Raw genomic sequence first — 23,841 nt, 5'->3', positions numbered from 1 at the left:
AACCTCTAACCGCGAATCGGCAGAGGCTTCTCTTTTATCCTAAATAATCCAATTTCTTACCGCTACGGTACACTTCATCAATTGTAGCACCGCCTAAACACTCATCTCCATCATAGAAAACAACTGCTTGTCCTGGTGTAATTGCACGAATTGGCTCGTCACAAAGAATACGAACTGTATTTTCATCAACGATTTGAACCGTTACTTTATTGTCTTCTTGACGATAACGGAATTTCGCTGTGCACTTAAATTCTTTTTCTTTCGCTTCATTACTTACCCAGCCAACATTCGTAGCAATAACTTCATCGCCATATAGAAGTTCGTTATGGAATCCTTGATCAACATATAAAATGTTTTCTTTCAAGTTTTTCCCAACAGCAAACCACGGATCACCGTTACCACCAATACCAAGGCCATGACGTTGTCCAATTGTATAGTACATTAAACCGTCATGCTTCCCTTTCACTTCGCCAGATAACGTTTGCATCACACCTGGTTGTGCTGGTAAATAGTTACTTAAGAAATCTTTAAAGTTACGCTCACCAATGAAGCAAATACCAGTACTATCTTTCTTCGCCGCTGTCGCTAAACCAGCTTCTTTCGCCATTTCACGAATTTGTGGTTTCTTCAGTTCACCAAGCGGGAACATTGTTTTTGATAATTGCTCTTGGCTTAATTGATTTAAGAAATACGTTTGGTCTTTATTGTCATCAACGCCGCGAAGCATTTTATATTCGCCGTCCATATAAGCAACGCGTGCATAATGACCTGTTGCTACATAATCAGCACCGAGCGCAATGGCATGCTCTAAAAATGCTTTAAATTTAATTTCTTTATTACACATTACATCTGGGTTTGGTGTACGACCAGCTCGGTATTCATCTAAGAAGTACGTAAATACTTTATCCCAGTATTGTTTTTCAAAGTTTACTGCATAATACGGAATACCAATTTGGTTACACACTTCGATTACATCATTGTAATCTTCTGTTGCTGTGCAGACACCATTCTCATCTGTATCATCCCAGTTTTTCATAAAAATTCCGATTACATCATAACCTTGCTCTTTTAATAAAAGAGCCGCTACAGATGAATCGACGCCACCGGACATCCCGATGACAACGCGTGTTTCGTGAGGTAGTTTGTTCATCATGTCACCTCCCATGCTAATTTTGTGTTAATCGCTTCACGATTTTCACTGTTTCGTACGCCGCTTTCTCAACTTGCTCTTTCGTATTTCCAAGTCCGAAACTAAAGCGTACGGATGAACGTATTTGATCGGAGTCTTTTCCGAACATCGCCACTAATACATGTGATGGATCAATTGAACCAGCTGTACAAGCCGAGCCACTTGATACTGCAATGCCAGCTAAGTCTAAGTTCACAAGAAACGGTTCAATGTTCATTCCTCTAAAACTAATATTAAGCACATGTGGTAAGCGATATTCTAAGTTTCCGTTTACCTCGAAAGTAATGTCTTCATTTTTGAAGACAGATACCATTATATCTTTAAACTCTTCATATTGGGCATTTTTTTGCTCACGAGTTTTTTCAGCTAGCAAAATTGCATGTTGCAACCCAACGATGCTCGGCACATTTTCAGTACCAGCACGGCGTTTTCTTTCTTGCTCCCCGCCTATTAATAACGGTTCAAATTTCACATTTGCACCAGCGTATAAGAACCCGACACCTTTTGGCCCGTTAATTTTATGAGCCGAAATTGATAATAAATCAATACCAAACTCTTTCACATCAATTTCTACTAAACCGTAAGCTTGTACCGCATCTGTATGGAAATAAGCTTGATGCTCTTTTAGCAGCTTACCTATTTCCGCAATTGGTTGCATCGTCCCAACTTCATTATTCCCAAACATAATAGATACAAGAATTGTCTCTTCTGTTAATACCTTTTGTATGTCAGAAACTTGAACGCGTCCTGTTTCATCAACAGGTAAATATGTCACTTCAAATCCTTCACGCTCTAACAATTCACACGTATGCAAAATTGCATGATGTTCAATTTGTGTCGTTATAATATGGTTACCTTTATGACGGTTCGCACGCGCTACACCGATAAGCGCTAAATTATCAGCTTCCGTACCACCGCTCGTAAATATAATTTCATTCGGATTCGCATGAATGCTACGTGCACATGCGCGTCTCGCCTCATCTACTGCATGGCGCGTTTGACGTCCATAAAAGTGAATACTAGACGGATTTCCGAATGTTTCTGTCATATATGGAATCATCTTTTCGACCACTTCCGGGTGAGTGGGAGATGTCGCAGCATGATCTAAATAAATGCGTTCCATTAAATCTCCTTCTTTCCAAATCGTTTCACAAGGAATTAAATGTAAAACATATAGCCCCCGTGATTTTCTTCCTCATAACGTACTAAATCTTCTAACGTTGTACTATCTAACACTTCTTGCACCGCATCACGAACACGCATCCATAATTGGCGTTGTGCTGGTTCTTCTTCTTCTATCATTTCTACAACACTAATCGGACCCTCTAATACACGGATTACATCCCCAGCTGTAATATTAGCTGGCTGATCTGATAATACATACCCGCCATATGCTCCGCGTGTACTCTTTACTAGACGCGCGTTACGAAGTGGTGAAATTAATTGCTCTAAGTAATGTTCCGATAAATCATGTGCCTGCGCAATTGATTTTAAGGAAATTGGACCTTCACCAAACTTTTTTGCAAGATCGATCATAATTGTTAAGCCGTAACGGCCTTTCGTTGAAATCTTCATCTATTTTGCACCTCTTTTCAAATTTTCACTTCTATTGGTTATATCTTATTTATAAAAGAACACAATTTAAAATCCTATGAAATTATAGCATAATATAGTATTATAAGAAATTTCAACTTGTGTATCAAAATGATAACATAAAATCACATTGAAAAACTCGGAAATTATTACAATTGAAAGAAAAATGAAAATATTCATTTTCATTTTTCCCACAAAACAGCATCCTATTTCAAATTCCACTAAAAAAAATGATACGATAGAAAGAGATTATACATTAAGGGAGACGGTAAAAATGAAACAACCACTCGCACATCGAATGCGCCCTACAAATATTCAAGAAATTATCGGACAACAACATTTAGTTGGTGAAGGAAAAATTTTATGGCGAATGGTCCAAGCAAATCATTTTCAATCTATGATTTTATATGGCCCTCCAGGCACTGGAAAAACATCCATCGCGAGCGCAATTGCAGGAAGTACCGGAACCCCTTTTCGCCTATTAAACGCTGTTACTCATAATAAAAAAGATATGGAAGTTGTCGTACAAGAGGCAAAAATGCATCGACACCTCGTTTTAATTTTAGATGAAGTACACCGTCTAGATAAAGCAAAACAGGATTTTCTATTACCTCATTTAGAAAGTGGACTCCTTACCTTAATTGGTGCGACGACGAGTAATCCGTTCCATGCTATTAATTCTGCTATTCGAAGTCGGTGTCAAATCTTCGAATTACACGCATTAACAGAAGATGATCTTTTAATTGGCTTAAAACGAGCACTTGAAGATAAAGAAAAAGGTCTTGGGGAATATGATGTAACTGTTACGCCTGAAGCATTACATCACTTCGCAAATGCATCAGGCGGAGATATGCGTTCCGCTTATAATGCACTGGAACTAGCTGTTTTATCTAGCTTTACAACTGATGACAAAGCTGCGGAAATTACGCTGGAAATCGCCGAAGAATGCTTACAAAAAAAGAGCTTCGTTCATGACAAAGGCGGAGATGCTCATTATGACGTACTATCGGCATTTCAAAAATCGGTGCGCGGAAGTGATGTAAATGCAGCACTTCACTATTTAGCACGTCTTATTGAAGCTGGTGACCTGCAAAGCATCGGTAGACGTCTTCTTATTATGGCATATGAAGATATTGGACTTGCTAGCCCGCAAGCTGGACCGCGTACACTAGCCGCGATAGAATCAGCTGAACGCGTTGGATTCCCAGAGGCACGCATACCACTTGCAAATGCCGTTATTGAGCTTTGCCTATCACCAAAATCAAACTCAGCTTATAAAGCACTTGACGCTGCCTTACACGATTTACGGAACGGGCAAACAGGCGACATCCCAAGTCATTTAAAAGATAGTCATTACAAAGGCGCAGAGGCACTTGGAAGAGGCATTGGATACTTATATCCACACGACCATCCAAATGGTTGGGTACAGCAACAATACTTACCTGATAAAATAAAAAACAAACAATATTATAAACCGAAAACGACAGGGAAATTTGAACAAGCACTTTCTACTGTATATGAAAGATTACAAAGTTCGAATAAAACGAAAAATAAAGGGTAACATAAGCGAAAACGTCACCATTATGGAGGCTTCGCTTATGAAAACACGTCAAGATGCATGGACAAAAGAAGACGATCTCCTTTTAGCAGAAACTGTTTTACGACATATTCGCAGCGGCAGTACACAAATAAAAGCATTCGATGAAGTCGGCGATGCTTTAAACCGCACTTCCGCAGCTTGCGGTTTTAGATGGAATGCTGAGGTAAGGCCGAATTATGAAGATGCGGTGCAGCTTGCGAAAAAACAACGTAAAGAATTAAAGCGTTCTGAAGCTAAAATAGAAAAAGATCAGTTCACAAAAACGAAACAACTCGTAATCGACGCTGAGTTTTCAGAAGATATTGTACCAAGTAAACAAGAACTTACAATGCAAAATGTCATCTCGTTTTTGCAAAACTTGGAGCACAATAATCCTTCACTCGCAAAGTTACAAACTGAAAATGAAGTATTACAAACTCAGCTCACTTCCTTGCAAAAAACGAATGATGAGCTCGAAACTAAATTAGCTGTACTCACAAAAAAACAACAAGCAATCGAAGAAGATTATGCAATGCTCGTTAGAATTATGGATCGTGCTCGAAAACTCGTTTCAGTTGAAGAACAAGAAGAGCAGATCGCTCCCATTTTCAAGACAGATCAAAATGGAAATTTAGATATTATTTATTCTGCAGAGAATTAAAAAAGATGTCACCTAGCCCAATTTTCCGGCTAAGTGACATCCTTTTTTTGTCTCTTCGGTGGATAGCATATTGGTAAATGAAATTATATCGACGATTTTTCGAATATATCTATCGTAACTTACAATATATCAACGATTTTTTAATTATATCGACTATTCGACAAAGAATATCGATTTACCGACAAATATTTACAAAATAAGTAAACCTGCTATACAAAGAACTCCCCGAATCAACTGGATATTTTTTACTTAAATGTTACTATAAACATATACGATTGAAAGGAGCTGATTGCCATTTCATTAGTAACCTTCAAAATAACACTCGGTATTCTCGTTCTAACGTTAGGTCTTTTTACCATTCACAGTTTAAAAAAGACCTCAGGTTATAAATCAGACAAATATGATTATTACTTACTGGCCTTGCTTACATTTGAACTAGTAGCAATGCAAATACCCCTATTTCTTTAGCACATATAAAAAAGCATATATCCGAAATGGATATATGCTTTCATTTTATTCTTGCCCTACACGTTTCACTTCTACATTTTTAATGCGTTCACGTACAACGTGACTTGCCATAATTAAGCCTGCCACAGATGGTACGAATGCATTTGATGAAGGTGGTAATTTCGCTTTACGAATTTTTGCATTTTCGTCTGGTACAATTTCTTTACGTACCTCTTCACGAATTACGATTGGGTTTTCGTCAGAGAAGACAACTTTTACACCTTTTTTAATGCCCTCTTTACGAAGCTTCGTACGAATGACTTTCGCAATTGGATCTGTATGTGTTTTAGAGATGTCCGCAATACGGAAACGAGTTGGGTCCATTTTATTTGCTGCACCCATACTTGAGATAATTTTAATTTTACGACGTAAACATTGTTTAATTAAATGAATTTTGAACGTAATCGTATCAGATGCATCCACTACAAAGTCTAAACCGTACTTAAAGAACTCTTCATATGTTTCATCTGTGTAAAACATTTCTAGTCCAATTACTTCACACTCTGGGTTAATGTCTGCAATACGCTCTTTCATTAATTCTACTTTTGAACGTCCTACAGTAGATACTAAAGCGTGAATTTGACGGTTTACGTTTGTAATATCTACAACATCTTTATCTACTAATACGAGACGCCCAACTCCAGAACGTGCTAACGCTTCAGCTGCAAAAGAACCTACGCCGCCAATTCCTAAAATACCGACTGTACTATTTTTTAATATTTCAAGTCCTTCTTTACCGAAGGCTAATTCATTACGTGAAAATTGATGTAACATTCAGCTCTACACTCCTATTACAAAAATGGTCTACCATGTATTCTAGCGTTTTTCCGACTATTTGTATAGAAAAAGTTATAGAATTCCTAAAAATACATATTTCGAGAATGAAAACATAGACCAGAATTTTATTTCTTCCTAAATACACATTTAAAAAGGAGGATTCAGAGAACCGAGCAGATCAAGGCACGTATGCTAGGAGGAGCGCAGTGTAGCGTTACTACTCGAGCACCGGACTAGCATACGTAACGACGAGATGCGATCGTTATCTGAACCGGACTTTTTAAACTTCCTTCCAATACACGTTTAAAAAGGAGGATTCAGAGGGCCGAGCAGATCGAGGCACGTATGCTAGGAGGAGCGCAGTGTAGCGTTACTACTCGAGCACCGGACTAGCATACGTAACGACGAGATGCGACAGCCATCTGAATCGGACTTTTTAAACAACCTCTCAAAAAAAGCCTAGATGGTATTAGTATAACCATCTAGACCCTATTCTTACTTCTCTTCTTTTAAGCTTAATTTTAAGTTTAACTCTTCAAGCTGTGCTTCTGCAACTGGGCTTGGAGCTTCTGTTAATAAGCAGCTTGCGCTTGCTGTTTTCGGGAATGCAATTGTATCACGAAGATTCGTACGACCTGCAAGTAACATAACAAGACGGTCTAAACCTAATGCAATACCACCGTGTGGTGGAGTACCGTATTCGAATGCTTCTAATAAGAATCCGAATTGCTCTTGTGCTTCTTCTTGTGAGAATCCAAGTGCTTTGAACATTTTTTCTTGTACGTCACGCTCGTAAATACGAAGTGATCCACCACCAAGCTCATAACCGTTTAATACAAGGTCATATGCTTGCGCACGTGCTTTTTCTGGTGCTGTTTCTAATAGCTCAACATCTTCACGGAATGGCATTGTGAATGGGTGGTGAGCTGCGAAGTAACGATCTGCATCTTCATCGTACTCAAGAAGTGGCCAATCCGTTACCCATAGGAAGTTAAATTTACTTTCATCAATTAACTCAAGCTCTTTACCTAGACGTAAACGAAGTGCACCTAAGCTGTCTGCAACAACGCTCTTCTTATCTGCTACGAATAGTAATAAGTCGCCAGCAGTAGCTTCTAGTGTAGTCATTAACACATTTGCATCTTCTTCACCGAAGAATTTCGCGATTGGTCCTTTTAAACCGTCTTCTTCCACTTTAAGCCAAGCTAAACCTTTTGCACCGTATACTTTTACGAATTCAGTTAATGCATCAATGTCTTTACGAGAGTATTTGCTCGCAGCACCTTTTGCATTAATTGCTTTTACTTGTCCGCCGCTTTCTACAGCACTTGTAAATACTTTAAAGCCACAGCCTGCTGCAAATTCAGATAAGTCTGTTAGTTCCATTTCAAAACGTGTATCTGGTTTATCAGAACCGTAACGAGCCATTGCATCAGCATATTTCATACGAGGGAATGGTGCGCTAACTTCTACACCTTTTGCATCCTTCATAACTTTCGTCATCATGCGCTCCATCATATCTAAAATTTCATCTTGTGTTAAGAATGAAGCTTCAATATCGATTTGCGTAAATTCTGGTTGACGGTCTGCACGTAAATCTTCGTCACGGAAACAGCGTGCTACTTGATAGTAACGTTCAAATCCACCGACCATAAGAAGCTGTTTAAATAGCTGTGGAGATTGTGGTAATGCATAAAACTCACCATCATGTACACGACTTGGTACTAAATAATCACGAGCGCCTTCTGGCGTGCTCTTCGTTAAAATTGGTGTTTCCACTTCTAGGAACTCTTCTGTGTCTAAGAAGTTACGAATTGTTTTTGTTACGTCATGACGCATTTTGAATGTGTTGAACATTACAGGACGACGTAAGTCTAAGTAACGATATTTTAAACGCACATCTTCTGATGCATCTGTATCATCAGCGATAATGATTGGCGTTGTTTTCGCTGCGTTTAATACGTTTACCTTTGTTGCTTGTACTTCAATACGACCAGTTGCCATATTGTCATTAATTGCGCCTTCACCACGCTCAACAACTGTACCTTCTACGTGTAATACGTATTCGCTACGAATTGTTTCTGCTACTTCTAGCGCCTCTTTTGATGTTTCTGGGTTAAATACAACTTGTACAATACCTGTACGGTCACGTAAGTCGATAAAGATTAATCCACCTAAATCACGGCGTTTTTGTACCCAACCTTTTAATTGAACTGTTTGTCCAACTGCTTCTACTGTTACTTTTCCACATGCATGTGTTCTTTCAGCCACTGTAAGTTCCCCCTATATTAATTTCTCTGCTACGTATGAAGCAAATACATCTAATGCTACTTCTTCTTGTTCGCCTGTTGCCATATCTTTTAAGTTGATGATACCTTTATCTAACTCATCTTCCCCTAATACAGCTACAAATTTCGCTTTTAGACGATCTGCTGATTTAAATTGTGCCTTCATTTTGCGATCTAAATAATCTTTTTCAACTGATAATCCAGCTTTACGAAGATCAAACGCAACTTTTGCAGCATGGTCTTTTGCTTTTTCACCAAGCGCTACAACGTAACAATCAATGCTATGTTCGATTGGCAATTCAATGTTTTCAGCTTTTAGTGCCATAATTAAACGTTCAATACTCATCGCAAAACCGATACCTGGCATTTCTGGTCCACCGATTTCTTGTACAAGTCCGTTGTAACGTCCACCACCGCTTAATGTAGTAATAGCACCGAAACCTTCTGCCTCACTCATAATTTCAAATACAGTGTGTTGGTAGTAGTCTAAACCACGTACTAAGTTCGGATCTTTTTCAAATGGAACATCCATCATCGTTAATAGTTCTTGAACTTTTTCGTAGTATACTGCTGAATCTTCGTTTAAGTATTCTGTAATAGATGGTGCCGTTCCCATTAATTCATGGTTACGGTCCTTCTTACAATCTAAAATACGAAGAGGGTTCTTTTCTAAACGAGATTGACAGTCAGAACAGAACTCACCGATACGTGGCTCGAAGTGTGCAATTAACGCATCACGGTGTGCTTGACGGCTTGCTGCATCACCTAAGCTGTTTAATACAACTTTAATATTTTTTAAGCCCATGCCGCGGTAAAACTCTACAGCAAGTGCAATTACTTCTGCATCAATTGCAGGATCGTTACTGCCGATTGCTTCAATACCAAATTGTACGAATTGACGATAGCGACCTGCTTGTGGTCTTTCGTAACGGAACATTTGGCCGATATAGTATAATTTCGTCGGTTGTGTTGCGTCACCGAACATTTTATTTTCAACGTAAGAACGTACAACAGGTGCAGTACCTTCTGGACGTAATGTTAAACTACGCTCTCCACGATCTTGGAATGAGTACATTTCTTTTTGTACGATATCTGTCGTATCACCAACACCACGTAAAAATAGCTCAGTGTGTTCAAAAATTGGTGTACGAATTTCTTTATAATTGTAACGACGGCAAATTTCGCGTGCTTGCCCTTCGATATACTGCCATAACTCAACAGTACCTGGAAGAATATCTTGCGTTCCGCGTGGGATTTGAATAGACATATTCAGTTCCTCCTCAAATTGTTTTAATCTTAATAAAAATAAAAAAACTCCCGCCTCTACTGTTTGAACAGTAGGGACGAGAGTATTATACCCGTGGTGCCACCCTAATTGAAGCACGTATGCTTCCACTTTTTTAATAACGCTTAAATGTGCGTTCATCCCTACTAAGCGTATACGCCGTTCAAGTTGAAACCTCTAGAGTGTCATTCAATCAGTCATCATGTAGAAATGTTTTCAGCCTAAGACATTTCTTCTCTTTCCATGTGTGTCTCATTTACTCTTCTCTATCAAAGGTTATATTCATATGTAAATATAAAATTACTATACGTTTGTTCAGTAGGATTGTCAAGTGCTCTAAGAGCGTTCAATCTGCTTCTTTAGACGCTTTACATCTTGAAGAGAAATCCCAAACTCAGAAGCAAGCTCCATCGAAGTATTGTTTTGCTCTTTTGAAATAAAATCATGAAAATTTACGTTAAACAGTTGATTTGCACCATTTGTAACAGAATGCCCTTTTTCATTCATACGCATACGTATATCCCTCACATTCAATATGGATGTTTTACTTTTTATTGTTCCATATTGATTAGAGAGTTATACATAAATGAAAAAGCTATTGACTCAAAATAAACATTAGTATTGGATTTATAACAATGAGCTAGTCCACTTGCTAGCATATGATGCTTCAAATAATATAACGATACAATACCTACCCAAATTACGAGAATTTCTAACATTACATGTAATACACCTTGTACTTCCAATTCTTCTATAGGAAGTAAAACATACATTAAATTACTTCTACACTCTGATTCAATATACGAACCAACGCCTCTGGATTAGTTTCCATTACCCAATGCCCACCGACTTCAATAGAAAAAACTTTCCATTTTCTGTCCCTTGCTTTTTTTGCTGATTCTAAAAAGATAGGCGTCATTGGCCAATGTTCTGGATTATCCTTTACTTCTACGTATATATGCGGTATAAGTTGTGCTTTAGAGTTTTTTATTTCAACCGATTGTGTAAAAGCCAACAATGACATCGCTGATTTTTTTTCATCTGTTGTATTTCTAGGAAGAACACGCCATCCTTCCCCGTATACTTTTACTTCTTCTATAAAATGTGCGGCCATTTCCGGTCCAGAAATATCCATAACGGAATCACCATTTTCCGGAAGCATTGCATCCACGTATACTAGCTCCTTAATAAACTCGGGAATCACTTCTGCCACTCCTGTAATTACCATCCCAGAATAGCTATGCCCTACTAAAATCACATCTTTTAGGCTCTCATATTTAATAGTATTAACAATGTCTTGAATAAATGTTTTCAACCCTATATGAGGTTGCATAAGATGCGTTCGTTCCCCAAGGCCAGTTAATGTAGGAGTATATACACTATGCCCCTCTTCCCTTAAAAGGTCAGCTAGTTTTTTCCAAACATAACCGCCATCCCATGCTCCATGAACGAGTACAAATGTTTTCATAAGATTTTCCTCCTATAATCCCCCGATTATATCTTTTATTGTCTTAATTATCATAACAACAATTAACAAAATATACCATTAAAAACCACAAAAGAAGAGAGGGGCTCTCCCCTCTCTTCCTCAGCAACACTATTTACTTTCTACAATTAAGGTCACCGGACCATCATTGATTAAAGAAACATCCATCATTGCCCCGAACTTCCCTGTTTCTACATGCAATCCTTGCTTACGTACTTCTTCATTAAAGAAATCATATAAACGCTCTGCATAGTCAGGTTTGGCAGCATCCATAAAGTTTGGACGTCTTCCCTTGCGGCAATCTCCGTATAATGTAAATTGCGAAATGGATAGAACTTGTCCTTCTACATCAAGTACAGAATGGTTCATCTTTCCGCTCTCATCTTCAAAAATACGTAAGTTCGCAATTTTTTCTGCAATGTAAGTTGCATCTTTTTCTGTATCTTCATGCGTAATGCCAACTAGTAATGTTAAACCGAACGGAATTTGTCCTACGATCTCACCGTCTACTGTGACAGACGCTTCTTTTGATCGTTGTAAAACAACTCTCATCTTTTCTACACTCCCTATTAATGCATCATGCGTCGTACTGCATAAATTTCTGGAACACGTTTAATGCGTTCTACTACTTTTTTCAAGTGCTGTAAGTTACGAATAGAGATTGACATATTAATTGTCGCCATCTTATTACGGTCACTTCTACCAGAAACTGCTGAAATGTACGTTTTCGTCTCTGTAACAGCTTGTAATACTTCGTTTAATAAACCACGGCGATCGTAACCTGAAATTTCAATATCAACGTTATACTCAATTTCTTTTTCAGGACTACCTTCCCACTCTACTTCTAATAAACGCTCTACTGCTTCTTCTGTATGAACATTTACACAATCACGGCGGTGAATTGATACGCCTCGGCCTTTCGTAATATATCCAACGATATCATCACCAGGTACTGGGTTACAGCATTTTGATAAACGAATTAATAAATTATCCGCACCGCTCACTTTAACGCCAGAATCCCATTTTCGAATTTTCATCGGTTTACGAACTTCTTTAACTTCAACAATCTCTTCTTCTTCACGTTGCTTACGGAACTTGTCCGTTAGTCGCGTAACAATTTGTGATGCAGTGATACCATTATATCCAACTGCTGCAAACATATCTTCTTCATTTGCAAAGTTGAATTTTTCAGCAACTCGTTTTAAATTGTCAGGAGCTAATACTTCTTTCATCTCATACTCTAGGCTACGCACTTCTTTCTCAACAAGTTCACGGCCTTTTTCAATATTTTCATCTCTACGTTGTTTCTTAAAGAACTGACGTATTTTGTTTTTTGCATGAGATGTTTGAGCAAGTTTCACCCAATCTTGACTTGGTCCATACGAATGTTTCGATGTTAAAATCTCAATGATGTCACCTGTTTTTAATTTATAATCAAGCGTCACCATTTTCCCGTTTACTTTTGCACCAATTGTTTTATTTCCAATTTCTGAATGCACACGATATGCAAAGTCAATTGGAACAGATCCAAGTGGTAATTCCATTACATCGCCTTTCGGTGTAAAGACGAATACCATGTCAGAGAATAAATCAATTTTTAATGACTCCATAAACTCTTCTGCATTAGAAGCTTCATTTTGCCATTCTAATATTTGACGGAACCATGTAAGTTTCTTCTCTAGTGTACCTGCTGTTTCTGCTGTTTTTCCTTCTTTATACGCCCAGTGTGCCGCGATCCCGAATTCTGCGATCTCATGCATTTCTTTCGTACGAATTTGTACTTCAAGCGGATCACCTTTCGGCCCAATTACAGTCGTATGAAGAGATTGATATAGGTTTGCTTTCGGCATTGCAATATAATCTTTAAAACGACCTGGCATCGGCTTCCAGCACGTATGAATAATTCCAAGTACTGCATAACAATCTTTAATACTATTTACAACGACACGTACAGCTAATAAATCGTAAATTTCATTGAACTGTTTATTTTGCAGTGCCATTTTACGATAAATGCTGTAAATATGTTTTGGTCTTCCAGAAATTTCAGGTTGAATTGCAACTTCATCTAATTTCTCACGAATACCAGTCATTACTTCCTCTAAATACTCTTCACGTTCTGCACGTTTACGCTTCATTAAATTTACAATACGATAATATTGCTGTGGATTTAAGTAGCGAAGTGAAGTATCCTCTAGCTCCCATTTAATAGTACTAATTCCGAGTCTATGTGCTAAAGGTGCAAAGATTTCTAACGTTTCATTCGCAATGCGACGCTGCTTCTCTTGAGGCAAATGTTTCAATGTACGCATGTTATGAAGACGATCGGCTAGTTTAATTAAAATAACTCGAATATCTTGAGCCATTGCAATAAACATTTTGCGATGGTTTTCTGCTTGTTGTTGCTCATGAGATTTATATTTAATCTTTCCAAGCTTTGTCACACCATCAACAAGCATAGCAATTTCTTTATTAAATTCCCGTTCAATATCTTCTAATGTAATCTCTGTATCTTCTACTACATCATGTAAGAAACCTGCTGATACTGTAGCTGGATCCATGTGTAAATCAACTAAAATACCTGCAACTTGAATTGGATGAATAATGTATGGTTCACCCGATTTTCTGTATTGTTCGCTATGCGCATCGCGTGCATATTCATAGGCACGTGCTACTAGCTCAATATCTTCATCCACTAAATATTGACTTGCTTTCTCGAGTACCTGTTCAGCTGTTAGTACCTGCTCATTTGCCATCGAATCACCTTTTATTGAAAATTGACTTTATCTTTATTAAATAGAATAAATTATATTCTATCATTATAACCCAATGATTGTGAATTGTGAAAAGGAAAAGATTTTACTGACATTTCACTATAATTTTTTGTTCAATTATACAAAAGTACCCGCTCCTCTCCAAGAGATTCACGGGTACTTTTTATCACCGTAGTTTTACCTATATAGTGATTAGTATTTTTCTAATACTAATACATCGTAACCATCTAACATTTTACGACCATCTAAGTAAGTAAGTTCTACTAAGAATGCAATTCCTGCTACAACTCCGCCTAGCTCTTCAACTAACTTAATTGTCGCTTCAATTGTTCCACCTGTAGCTAATAAGTCATCTGTAATTAATACGCGTTGACCTGGTTTAATTGCATCTTTATGGATTGTTAAAACATCTTTACCATATTCTTTACCGTAGTCAACTGTAATTACTTCACGTGGTAATTTTCCTAATTTACGAACTGGCGCAAATCCTACTTCTAATGCATAAGAAACTGGGCAACCGATAATGAAACCACGCGCTTCTGGTCCTACTACAAGATCAATGTTTCTTTCTTTTGCATACTCAACGATTGCATCTGTTGCTGCTTTGTATGCTTTACCGTCGTTCATTAACGGTGTAATGTCTTTAAACACGATACCTTCTTTCGGATAATCCGGTACAATTGCGATATGTTGCTTGAAATCCATATTTCTGAATCCTCCTCAGATCTAAAAGGTTTGTAAATACAAATCCTTTACCCTAACTGTTCTACTTCTTTATGATTACGAATCGTTTCAAACCATGTGTATAGTTGCTGATATGTGCTATAAACCAATTCTTTTTCTAATTGTAAGTGGTTCATTTTCTCACGATATGTGTTCGATTCAATTAAATCACGCTTTTGTTTTTTGTCTGCCATAAAAATGACGCCATCTTTTATTGTAACAAATTCTAACTCAAAAAACACCTGTGTCATGAAATTTACTGTATCTTTTGACCAACCTTTATGTTGACATAGTTGTTCTCCATATTGTCTTAAAGAAAATGGTGATTTTTGGCTCAAGAATGAATAGTACCATTTAAAGTGATCCCTCGTTGGAACAGTGCTAAATAAATGATTATTCTCTTGATAAAATAGCGTATAGATTCGCGATGGGAACCCAACTTTAAATAGATCTCGTAATTCATCTGTTCCTTTTGGTAAATCAAGTAACACGATGTATTGCTCATCTAACTCGGTTACTTCTGATGCATGCATCATATGCTCTTTATAGTCTTCTAAAGAAAATTTATTCAATACCTCTTTAGAAAAATACAACATCGTGATTTTTTCTTTCGGAAGTTCTGCTAAATTTGCTTCTACGTTACGCATACTACGCCAATCAAATAATTGCCATGCCTCTACAGCAATATCTTGCACCATTAATTGCGGCTTCTTAAAATTATTCCATTCATTAATAGACGCTTCCCCAATTACAGAGACTTTTGCAACTGGAGAAATTTCTTTCGCGTACGCACCAAAACCGAATCCAATTGTATCCAATGTTGCTTGTCCATCACGAAGAGACATCTTTAAATGAGAACCATCTGATCCGATTGCACGAATACTTTCTAACTCCGCATCTTTCACTGCAATACGTGGCTTTGGATTTCCAACACCAAATGGCGCTAACTTTTGCATATCTTCAATTGCTGCAAGTGTTACGTCCTCCACTTTGCAAAAAGCATCGACAGCTGTAATTGGAATAAAATCTTCTTCTGTTAAAATTGTATCTGCTTGTTCATTTAAACGGCGGCGTAATTCATCTACATCATTCATATGTAGCGTCATTCCCGCTGCCATCGGATGTCCTCCGAAGTGCGGCAATAACTCTCTACAATCTGACAAGTTTGCAAACAAATCAAATCCTGCAATACTACGCGCTGAACCTTTTGCAGTTTCTTTTACAGGATCAATGCATAATACAATCGTTGGACGATAAAAACGTTCAACTAATTTAGAAGCGACAATTCCAATTACACCTGGATTCCATCCTTCTTTTGCAAGCACTAATACTTTATTGTCTTCAGGAGGGAAATTCGTTTCCACTTCAGCGATAGCTTCTTCTGTAATTTGCTTTACAATATCTTTTCGCAGTTTGTTCAGCTCATCAATTTCTTCAGCCAGCTCTTTCGCTTCTTCGGGATCCTCTGATAATAAAAGATGTACAGCCGGCGTAGCATCTTCTAAACGTCCAACTGCATTAATACGAGGTGCGATTGAGAAGCCAATGCTCTCTTCTGTAATTTCACTTTGCGAAACGTTAGCAACTTTAAATAGCGCCTTTAGTCCGATATTTTTCGTCATGCGCATATGTTTTAAACCGCGCTTCACTAGCAATCTATTCTCACCGTGAAGTGATACTAAATCGGCTACCGTACCAATTACTGCAATTTCTAATAAATGTTCTGGTACACGGCCCAGTAGTGCATGTGCAACTTTAAACGCAACACCAACGCCCGCTAAATAGTGAAACGGATACACACCGCCATCTAATTTCGGGTGAATAATCGCAAGTGCTTCTGGCAATTCTGGTGGTGGCTCATGGTGATCTGTAATAATTAGATCTATCCCAAGTTCCTTCGCTACCTTCGCTTCATGTACAGCTGCGATACCAGTATCGACAGTAATAATGAGTGAAAATCCCGCGCTATGCGCCCAACGAAATGCTTCTTCATTCGGTCCATAACCTTCTGTAAAACGGTTTGGGATATAAAATTCTACGTCTGCACCTAATTCTTGTAAGGCAATATATAAAACAGTCGTACTACTTACTCCGTCCGCATCGTAGTCACCAAATATTAATATTTGCTCTCCATTTTGAATCGCCTTATTTACACGTTCTACCGTTCTATCCATTCCTTCTAATAAAAATGGATCATGAAATTCTTGATTTTCTGTATTTAAAAAATCTAAAATCTTATCTTCTGTATCTAGTCCTCTACCGAGGAATAACGAAACGACAAGTGGTGATAATTGTAATTTACTTGCTAATTCACTCACTCGCTCGCTATTATATTCTTTTTCTTTCCAACGCGTCTTCGGTTGTAACACGAAATCACCCCTTAACCTGTTCATTATACAAGACAGATTAAGGGGTGACAATATCATGCAAACTACGATGTAATATCTGTATACTAAAATGTTACTAATGTTTAATTTGGAGAATACGGATTTATATGTACAAATACATTTTGTACGTTATCTTGCAGCATAAGCGTTTCTTTCACATGCTTTCCAATGCGATGCCCTTCTTCTACAGTAATATATGGATCTACAGAAACTTTAATATCTACAATAACGTAATGACCATGCTCCCTCGCATATAACGAACCGATTTTTTTCACACCATCTATTTGAAGTACTGCTTCTCTAAGCGGAACAACATCTTCCTCATGGAGAACATGATCAAGCGTTGCATGAATTGCTTCTGCCCCAATACTCCATGCCATTTTTGCAACAAGAAGTGAAACAAATAATCCTGCAATTGGATCGGCATACACAAGCCAATCTAACCCGAACTTACCACCAATAATCGCTGTACAAATACCGATTAAAGCTGCAATTGAAGAAAACACATCTGAACGGTGCTCATATGCATTTGCAATAATTGCATCACTATTTACCCTTTTCCCTAATCGGAATTTATATTGAAACATTCCTTCTTTCACGATAATTGAAAGAACGACAGCAAAAATTGTAATCCCTTTCGGTGGTTCTAGTTCCTGCGAAAAAGCTTTTATGGACGAAATCGCTATCTCGATTCCCACAATAAATAATAATACTGCAACAATAATCGCTGAAATCGATTCCGCTTTACCATGACCATACGGATGATCTTCATCGGGCGGCTGCTTTGCTGCTCGTAACCCAAACAGTACAGCTAGCGAACCAATTACATCTGATGCAGAATGCACCGCATCTGCTAATAGCGCTTTACTGTTCCCAATATAACCAATTACCGCCTTTATAATCGCTAATATAATATTACCAACGATCCCGACAATAGCACCAAACTCGGCCTGTTTAAAACGTTCATCTTTTTCCATCATTAAAATCCCTTCTTTTCTTAACCTATCTTTTTATCCCACTTTAATGGGCAGTAAGACCCCTACCTCAAAATTCAGTGAAAGCAAAAAATTTAGGTGGGGGGTCGGGCTGCCCATAAAAGTCCGATTGGTTCAACTAATAATCAGTGGGGGGATGAAGAAAACCCCCACTGATTAAAGTTTCACTTTATTGTAACAAAAACAGCGATAACATCACCACTTTCTTCCATTTCATCATTTCAAAGTAACTATCTTATTGTATCCACAAACGAAAAAAGAGATGCCTCATAAAGAGACATCATCTTTTTTATACTTGCGGTTCAGATTCTACTTTCTCAACCTTTTTCTTGTTTTTGCCCTTTTTCAAACGACGGTTTTCAAGCATTAACCAAATTTGAGAAGCAACAAAAACAGAAGAATACGTACCTACAACTAATCCAACAAGTAACGCAAACGAGAAGTTACGTAGTGACTCACTACCGAAGATAAGCAATGCAATTACTGGGAATAGCACTGTTAATACGGTATTAATCGAACGACCAAGCGTTTGACGAATACTTGCATTTACGATCTCTTCTAAGTCTTTTATATCACGTACTCGTTTTTTCTGTTTGTATAATTCACGGTTTCTATCAAATGTAACGATCGAGTCATTAATAGAATAACCAATGATTGTTAATACCGCAGCGATAAACGTTAAGTCTACCTCTAACTGGAAAATACTAAATATAACAATCATAACGAATGCATCATGTAATAATGCAAGTACTGCAGATAATGCATACGTAAATCGGAAACGAATACTTACGTATAAAATGATAACCGCAGAAGCAATTAATACTGCGATAAATGCATTTCGTGCAATCTCTTTCCCGATTGTTGGTGAAACTGTACTTACGTTTGGATCTGTACCATATTTATCATGGAAGAATGTTTTTGTTTTCGCAATTTCATCTTTTGATAGAACACCTAATGTACGAACTGCGAATCCTTTATTGTCATCTCCAGTCGGTACAATATTTTCTTCCTTCACGTCAATGTTCAATTCTTTAAAATCTTTATGAACATCAGACACAGTAACTGCTTGTTTTGATTGCAAGTCGATACGTGTACCACTCGCAAAGTCAATACCAAGATTCAATTTGAAAATTGGTAAAATAATTGCACCTGCAATTACAACTACCAGCGAGAAGATAAGGAATTTATGACCGACATTTACGAAGTTAATACGATCAAATCTTGTCGGTGGATGTACTACACCTTTTGTTAATGGAATAATATCCTTTTGTTTCACACCAAAGTATCCTGGTTTTTTATCGAAGTAACGGCTCTTTACAAGTAAACTTAGTAAGAAACGAGTACCGAATACGTTCGTAATAAAACCGACTAAAATACTTACGATTAAACTTGTTGCGAACCCTTTTACAGAGCTGTTACCATAAACGAATAATACACCAGCTGCTGCAAGTGTTGTAATGTTCGCATCTAAAATGGTTGCTAATGAACGATGGTTACCAGCACGGAATGCCGACATCATTGACTTACCAATTTTCAGCTCTTCTTTCAGTCTCTCGTACGTAATAATATTCGCATCAACCGCGATACCTACCCCGAGCACTAACGCCGCAATACCTGGCAACGTAAGAACTGCATGCATCCAGTTAAAGACAAGTAATGTAACGAAAATGTATAAACCTAACATAATAACCGCTACAAGTCCTGGTAAACGGTAGAATACAAGCATAAATAAGAAAATAAGAGCGATACCAATCGCACTAGCGAAAATTGTTTGCTCTAACGCTTGTTGACCAAACTTCGCTCCAACAGATGTTGAATACATTTCTTTTAAATCAACAGGAAGTGCACCTGCATTTAATAAAGATGAAAGTTGTTTCGCGCTTTCAACTGTAAAGTTTCCACCTACGATAGATACTTCAGCTTGGTTAAACACTTGGTTTACTGTTGCTGCTGATAAGAATTTCGGATTCGGTTTTGCAGATTCTGCTTTATACGAATCTTTTCCTTCTTCAAAATCAAGCCAAATTACCATTAAATTCGTTGGTGGTGGCATTTTTGAAATTTTCTCAGTTACTTCACGGAATTTTTCAGCGCTCTTTAGTGTAAGACCTACACTCGCACGGCCTTGCTCATCAAATGTTTGCTTCGCTCCGCCACCTTTTAAATCCGTTCCATCCATAAGAAGATTGTCATCTACATCACGGAATGTTAATTTCGCTTGTGTTGATAACATTTCACGTGCTTTTTGCTGATCTTGTACACCAGCAAGCTGTACACGAATTCGATCTTGCCCTTCGATTTGAATGTTCGGTTCACTTACACCGAGAACATTGACACGATTTTCAAGAGCACCTACTGTACTCACAAGTACGTCTCGATCGATTTTATCACCTTTTTTGGCTGGTTTTACTTCATACAGAATTTCAAAACCACCGCGAAGGTCTAGTCCTAGACTAATTCCTTTTGCTATGTCTTTTCCTGCCGCACCAATTACTCCACCGATTAATAAAACGATGAGGAAAAAGGCGGCAATTCTCGTACTACGCTTTGCCATATGTACCCTCTTTCCGCTACTAACACTTTAAATAAATCTCTTACGATTCACTTTTACACGTGTGCATACGTCTAGTTAGTAGACTTCCTTTCTATAATTTTGCTAGCTCATCACTAGCTGTACCGGTAAGTTTTCACAATACCTGCACTTTCATTATTTGTTTTCTCTCTTCACTACCTCCTTTATATATGATCTTAGACATAATTATTTCCTCATTATCAATACCTATCATTATACTGCAAAAGGAAGAACAAACCAATTGCAGTCGGTTATTTATTTTCATATTCATCAAATGACCAAAGCGGGGCTTGATATGCTTCAACAGTTAAATAAGTCATATATTCATTAGCACTTACTGTTAATACGTCATTAACTAATTCATACAATCTAACATCGCTGTCTATCTTCTTCCACTTTTTCACTTTAAGAAACTTCCAAATGTCATCATCTGTCACTCTGTCGTAGCCGAACATTTGAAACTCTTCTACTTTACTTTCCAAAACGACTTGTAACTGTCCGCGGTATGATTCTACCAAAGCCTCTCTATCTAACATATATAACATCTCCTTCTTATTTCGCACGAAAAGTCGCTTTTATTCCCGCTCTAATGGACAGCAATAACTACTTTCAAGAGTACTCTCTTAAATGCTTGTCATTCTTGTCTCGTACGTGCATATAAATTATTGTAAATCATTCCACTGATTTTGAGAAGGTAGGAGAAGACCATGACGAGACAAAGCTTTTTAAAAGGCGCATTTATTTTAATGATAGCCGGCTTTATTACCAAAATTCTAGGATTTATTAATCGTATTGTAATGGCACGTATTTTAGGAGAAGAAGGCGTTGGCCTTTATATGATGGCCGTCCCTACATTTATTCTAGCAATTACATTAACACAAATCGGTCTTCCTGTCGCAATCGCAAAATTTGTAGCAGAAGCAGAAGCTGTGAATGATAAACAAAAAGTTAAAAAAATATTAACAGTATCATTAGCTGTTACATCTGTTATTAGTATCATTTTAACAATTGGAATTATGCTCCTCACACCTATTTTAGCAAAAACATTATTAACTGATGAACGAACGTACTATCCATTAATGGCCATTTTGCCTGTCGTTCCTGTTATTGCTGTTTCTTCTGTTTTACGTGGCTATTTCCAAGGAAAACAAAATATGAAACCTAGCGCTTACGCCCAAGTGATAGAACAAATTGTCCGCATTACCATTATCGCTATATGTATTCAATTATTTTTACCTTACGGCGTAGAATATGCTGCAGCTGGTGCTATGTTATCAGCCGTTCTCGGTGAAGTGGCATCGTTATTATTTTTACTCACTTTATTCCAGCGTGAAAAACATTTATCTATACGCTCTGGATTTTTCACTACTGTAAAGGAAAGCAAGGGGACATTTTATTCTCTTATGGATATTGCACTTCCAACTACAGGAAGTCGTTTAATCGGTTCCGTTTCCTATTTTTTTGAACCTATCGTCGTTATGCAAAGCTTAGCGATTGCCGGCGTTGCTGCCTCCGTCGCAACTCAGCAATACGGTATATTAAACGGGTATGCATTCCCGCTTCTTTCACTACCAGCCTTTATTACATACGCTCTTTCGACAGCACTCGTTCCATCTATTAGCGAGGCAATGGCAAAAAGACAACATAAATTAGTAGAACACCGCTTACAACAAGCTCTTCGAATCTCACTCATTACTGGCGGGTGGTCAGTCGTTATATTATACGTATTTGCTTCTCCTGTTTTAACTCTTATGTATGGATCGGATAGTGCAACAGCGTTCATCCAGCTTCTTGCACCTTGCTTTTTATTTCATTATTTTCAAAGTCCACTTACCTCTGTCTTACAAGCTTTAAACTTAGCACGTGCGGCCATGATGAATACGTTTATTGGTGCAATCGTGAAATTAATTGTTATTTTCGTACTAGCCTCAAGGCCAGAGTTTCAAATGATGGGGGTTGCCCTTGCAATTGCAGCAAATATCGTAACAGTAACATTTCTTCATTATGCTACTGTTTTAAAGAAAATTACATTTACCATTTACGCAAAAGACTATATTTTTGGCGGACTTGCCATCGGTATCGCAGGCTCCTTCGGTTTTTACCTTCATAAGTATATAGTTTTCTCTCATTCACTTGGCGTACAAACATTATGGGAAATCACTTTAACAACACTCGTTTATATTGTGCTCCTCTTCATTTTCAAGCTCATTCGAAAAGAAGAGTTAAGTCGCCTCCCTATCATTCGAAAACTTTCATTTTTGAAGTAAATAGGCTTACTATTCCATATAGTAAGCCTCTAGTTTTCTTTCAAATCAACAAAAAATTTTCCATTTTGAAAACTACAGTATAAAATTTGTGTTACATCGTTATAGCCTAAGTTTTTTAATTTTCCAACAAGCCACTCGTCTGTATGTTCAATCATTTGTAAATGATTCGATTGAATTTCGCCATCGATAATAAGAGGAAGAGTAAACTGTAATACATCCTGCCCGCCTTTTTGTTTTTGAAAGACAGATAACTTCCCAGATGGTTCTAAAATAGCGTATTCTACATCCCGGATGTCTCCAACTCCTTGTTCCCTTAATTGCATCATTAAATCATCTATATTATAACGTTGCTTTCTCATCTTCTTTTCATCAATCTTTCCTGCATTTACAAGAATGGCCGGTTCACCTTCTATTAAATGCCGAAATCGTTGATACTTTAACGAAATAACTGACAAAATAATTTGTATACACATAAGAAAAGTCATCGGAACTAATTGGTGCCAAAGTGATTTATCGGTATTTTCAATTGCGACTACTGCCATTTCACCAAGCATAATGAATACGACTAAATCTAATACACTTAGCTCTCCAATTTCACGTTTACCCATAAGACGAAAAATAATTAAGATAATGATATACAAAAGCATCGTCCGGCCAATGATTGATACCCATTCCATTTTTACATCTCCTTTTTACGTATAGACTCCCCTATAAAAAAGAAAATAGTCTAACTTAGGCAAAAGGAAAATATGCTTGTATTA

20 protein-coding genes and 1 other annotated feature are annotated in these 23,841 nt (G+C 37.6%); of the genes, 3 read left to right on the top strand and 17 right to left on the bottom strand.

Annotated features, from left to right (window positions below):
* Nucleotides 1-34: 34 nt before the first annotated feature.
* Genes mnmA through cymR form a run of 3 tightly spaced genes read right to left on the bottom strand, consistent with a single transcriptional unit; the run spans nucleotide 35 to nucleotide 2,764 of the window.
* A complete protein-coding gene (mnmA, locus tag QCI73_RS05600; RefSeq protein ID WP_001038006.1) occupies nucleotides 35-1,150 on the bottom strand; it encodes a tRNA 2-thiouridine(34) synthase MnmA in 1,116 nt (371 codons plus the stop codon).
* Between the two features lie 16 nt (nucleotides 1,151-1,166).
* The gene (locus tag QCI73_RS05595; protein WP_353822620.1) at nucleotides 1,167-2,312 is read right to left on the bottom strand and encodes a cysteine desulfurase family protein; all 1,146 of its coding nucleotides are present in this window, start codon (nucleotides 2,310-2,312) and stop codon (nucleotides 1,167-1,169) included.
* A gap of 35 nt (nucleotides 2,313-2,347) precedes the next feature.
* Complete coding sequence (cymR, locus tag QCI73_RS05590; protein ID WP_000704116.1) at nucleotides 2,348-2,764, bottom strand: cysteine metabolism transcriptional regulator CymR; 417 nt, start codon at nucleotides 2,762-2,764, stop codon at nucleotides 2,348-2,350.
* A 292-nt stretch (nucleotides 2,765-3,056) separates the two neighbouring features.
* Between cymR and QCI73_RS05585 the strand changes: the two genes are divergently transcribed.
* Together QCI73_RS05585 and QCI73_RS05580 are read left to right on the top strand one after the other, a co-directional pair.
* Nucleotides 3,057-4,343 carry a replication-associated recombination protein A gene (locus tag QCI73_RS05585; protein ID WP_000812933.1) on the top strand — a complete coding sequence of 429 codons (1,287 nt, stop codon included), beginning with the start codon at nucleotides 3,057-3,059 and terminating at the stop codon, nucleotides 4,341-4,343.
* A 37-nt stretch (nucleotides 4,344-4,380) separates the two neighbouring features.
* Nucleotides 4,381-5,022 (top strand): RsfA family transcriptional regulator, encoded by a 642-nt coding sequence (locus QCI73_RS05580; protein ID WP_000857700.1) that lies wholly within the window; start codon nucleotides 4,381-4,383, stop codon nucleotides 5,020-5,022.
* A gap of 513 nt (nucleotides 5,023-5,535) precedes the next feature.
* Here the strand turns inward: QCI73_RS05580 and QCI73_RS05575 are convergent.
* The 13 genes from QCI73_RS05575 to QCI73_RS05515 form a co-directional block, all read right to left on the bottom strand.
* Nucleotides 5,536-6,303, bottom strand: coding sequence for a tRNA threonylcarbamoyladenosine dehydratase (locus QCI73_RS05575; RefSeq protein WP_000903179.1), 768 nt, complete (start codon nucleotides 6,301-6,303; stop codon nucleotides 5,536-5,538).
* 498 nt (nucleotides 6,304-6,801) lie between these two features.
* Nucleotides 6,802-8,577 carry an aspartate--tRNA ligase gene (gene aspS / locus QCI73_RS05570; protein WP_000840901.1) on the bottom strand — a complete coding sequence of 592 codons (1,776 nt, stop codon included), beginning with the start codon at nucleotides 8,575-8,577 and terminating at the stop codon, nucleotides 6,802-6,804.
* A gap of 12 nt (nucleotides 8,578-8,589) precedes the next feature.
* Entirely contained in the window at nucleotides 8,590-9,861 is a 1,272-nt protein-coding gene (hisS, locus tag QCI73_RS05565) for a histidine--tRNA ligase (RefSeq protein WP_000027087.1), read from the bottom strand.
* Between the two features lie 69 nt (nucleotides 9,862-9,930).
* Nucleotides 9,931-10,161: a binding site (T-box leader), on the bottom strand.
* Between the two features lie 54 nt (nucleotides 10,162-10,215).
* The gene (locus QCI73_RS05560; protein WP_001242605.1) at nucleotides 10,216-10,392 is read right to left on the bottom strand and encodes a hypothetical protein; all 177 of its coding nucleotides are present in this window, start codon (nucleotides 10,390-10,392) and stop codon (nucleotides 10,216-10,218) included.
* Between the two features lie 38 nt (nucleotides 10,393-10,430).
* Entirely contained in the window at nucleotides 10,431-10,652 is a 222-nt protein-coding gene (locus QCI73_RS05555) for a hypothetical protein (protein ID WP_353824136.1), read from the bottom strand.
* A complete protein-coding gene (locus QCI73_RS05550) occupies nucleotides 10,652-11,347 on the bottom strand; it encodes an alpha/beta fold hydrolase (RefSeq protein ID WP_353822619.1) in 696 nt (231 codons plus the stop codon). Before QCI73_RS05550 ends, QCI73_RS05555 begins: the two co-directional genes overlap by 1 nt.
* A gap of 129 nt (nucleotides 11,348-11,476) precedes the next feature.
* A complete protein-coding gene (locus QCI73_RS05545) occupies nucleotides 11,477-11,917 on the bottom strand; it encodes a D-tyrosyl-tRNA(Tyr) deacylase (protein ID WP_001266956.1) in 441 nt (146 codons plus the stop codon).
* Nucleotides 11,918-11,934: 17 nt separating this feature from the next.
* Nucleotides 11,935-14,118, bottom strand: a complete 2,184-nt coding sequence (gene relA / locus QCI73_RS05540) for a GTP diphosphokinase (protein WP_327922457.1) — start codon at nucleotides 14,116-14,118, stop codon at nucleotides 11,935-11,937.
* A 210-nt stretch (nucleotides 14,119-14,328) separates the two neighbouring features.
* Nucleotides 14,329-14,841: an adenine phosphoribosyltransferase gene (locus QCI73_RS05535; RefSeq protein ID WP_000346219.1), complete on the bottom strand. Its 513-nt coding sequence runs from the start codon at nucleotides 14,839-14,841 to the stop codon at nucleotides 14,329-14,331.
* Between the two features lie 47 nt (nucleotides 14,842-14,888).
* A complete protein-coding gene (gene recJ / locus QCI73_RS05530; RefSeq protein WP_000941278.1) occupies nucleotides 14,889-17,228 on the bottom strand; it encodes a single-stranded-DNA-specific exonuclease RecJ in 2,340 nt (779 codons plus the stop codon).
* A 101-nt stretch (nucleotides 17,229-17,329) separates the two neighbouring features.
* Entirely contained in the window at nucleotides 17,330-18,223 is an 894-nt protein-coding gene (locus QCI73_RS05525) for a cation diffusion facilitator family transporter (protein ID WP_353824090.1), read from the bottom strand.
* Between the two features lie 307 nt (nucleotides 18,224-18,530).
* Complete coding sequence (gene secDF, locus QCI73_RS05520; RefSeq protein WP_327922455.1) at nucleotides 18,531-20,795, bottom strand: protein translocase subunit SecDF; 2,265 nt, start codon at nucleotides 20,793-20,795, stop codon at nucleotides 18,531-18,533.
* A 269-nt stretch (nucleotides 20,796-21,064) separates the two neighbouring features.
* A complete protein-coding gene (locus QCI73_RS05515) occupies nucleotides 21,065-21,349 on the bottom strand; it encodes a post-transcriptional regulator (RefSeq protein ID WP_000886978.1) in 285 nt (94 codons plus the stop codon).
* Nucleotides 21,350-21,520: 171 nt separating this feature from the next.
* Between QCI73_RS05515 and spoVB the strand changes: the two genes are divergently transcribed.
* Complete coding sequence (gene spoVB / locus QCI73_RS05510) at nucleotides 21,521-23,080, top strand: stage V sporulation protein B (RefSeq protein ID WP_000198282.1); 1,560 nt, start codon at nucleotides 21,521-21,523, stop codon at nucleotides 23,078-23,080.
* A gap of 29 nt (nucleotides 23,081-23,109) precedes the next feature.
* Here spoVB and QCI73_RS05505 read toward each other — a convergent pair whose 3' ends face one another.
* Nucleotides 23,110-23,757 (bottom strand): DUF421 domain-containing protein, encoded by a 648-nt coding sequence (locus tag QCI73_RS05505; RefSeq protein WP_262724370.1) that lies wholly within the window; start codon nucleotides 23,755-23,757, stop codon nucleotides 23,110-23,112.
* Nucleotides 23,758-23,841 lie beyond the last annotated feature (84 nt).

The organism is Bacillus cereus group sp. MG16 (assembly GCF_040459875.1).
GTDB classification, from domain to species: Bacteria; Bacillota; Bacilli; order Bacillales; family Bacillaceae_G; genus Bacillus_A; species Bacillus_A paranthracis.
The sequence above is the reverse complement of the archived record's forward strand: the minus strand, read 5'-3'. Positions and strand labels throughout refer to the sequence as shown.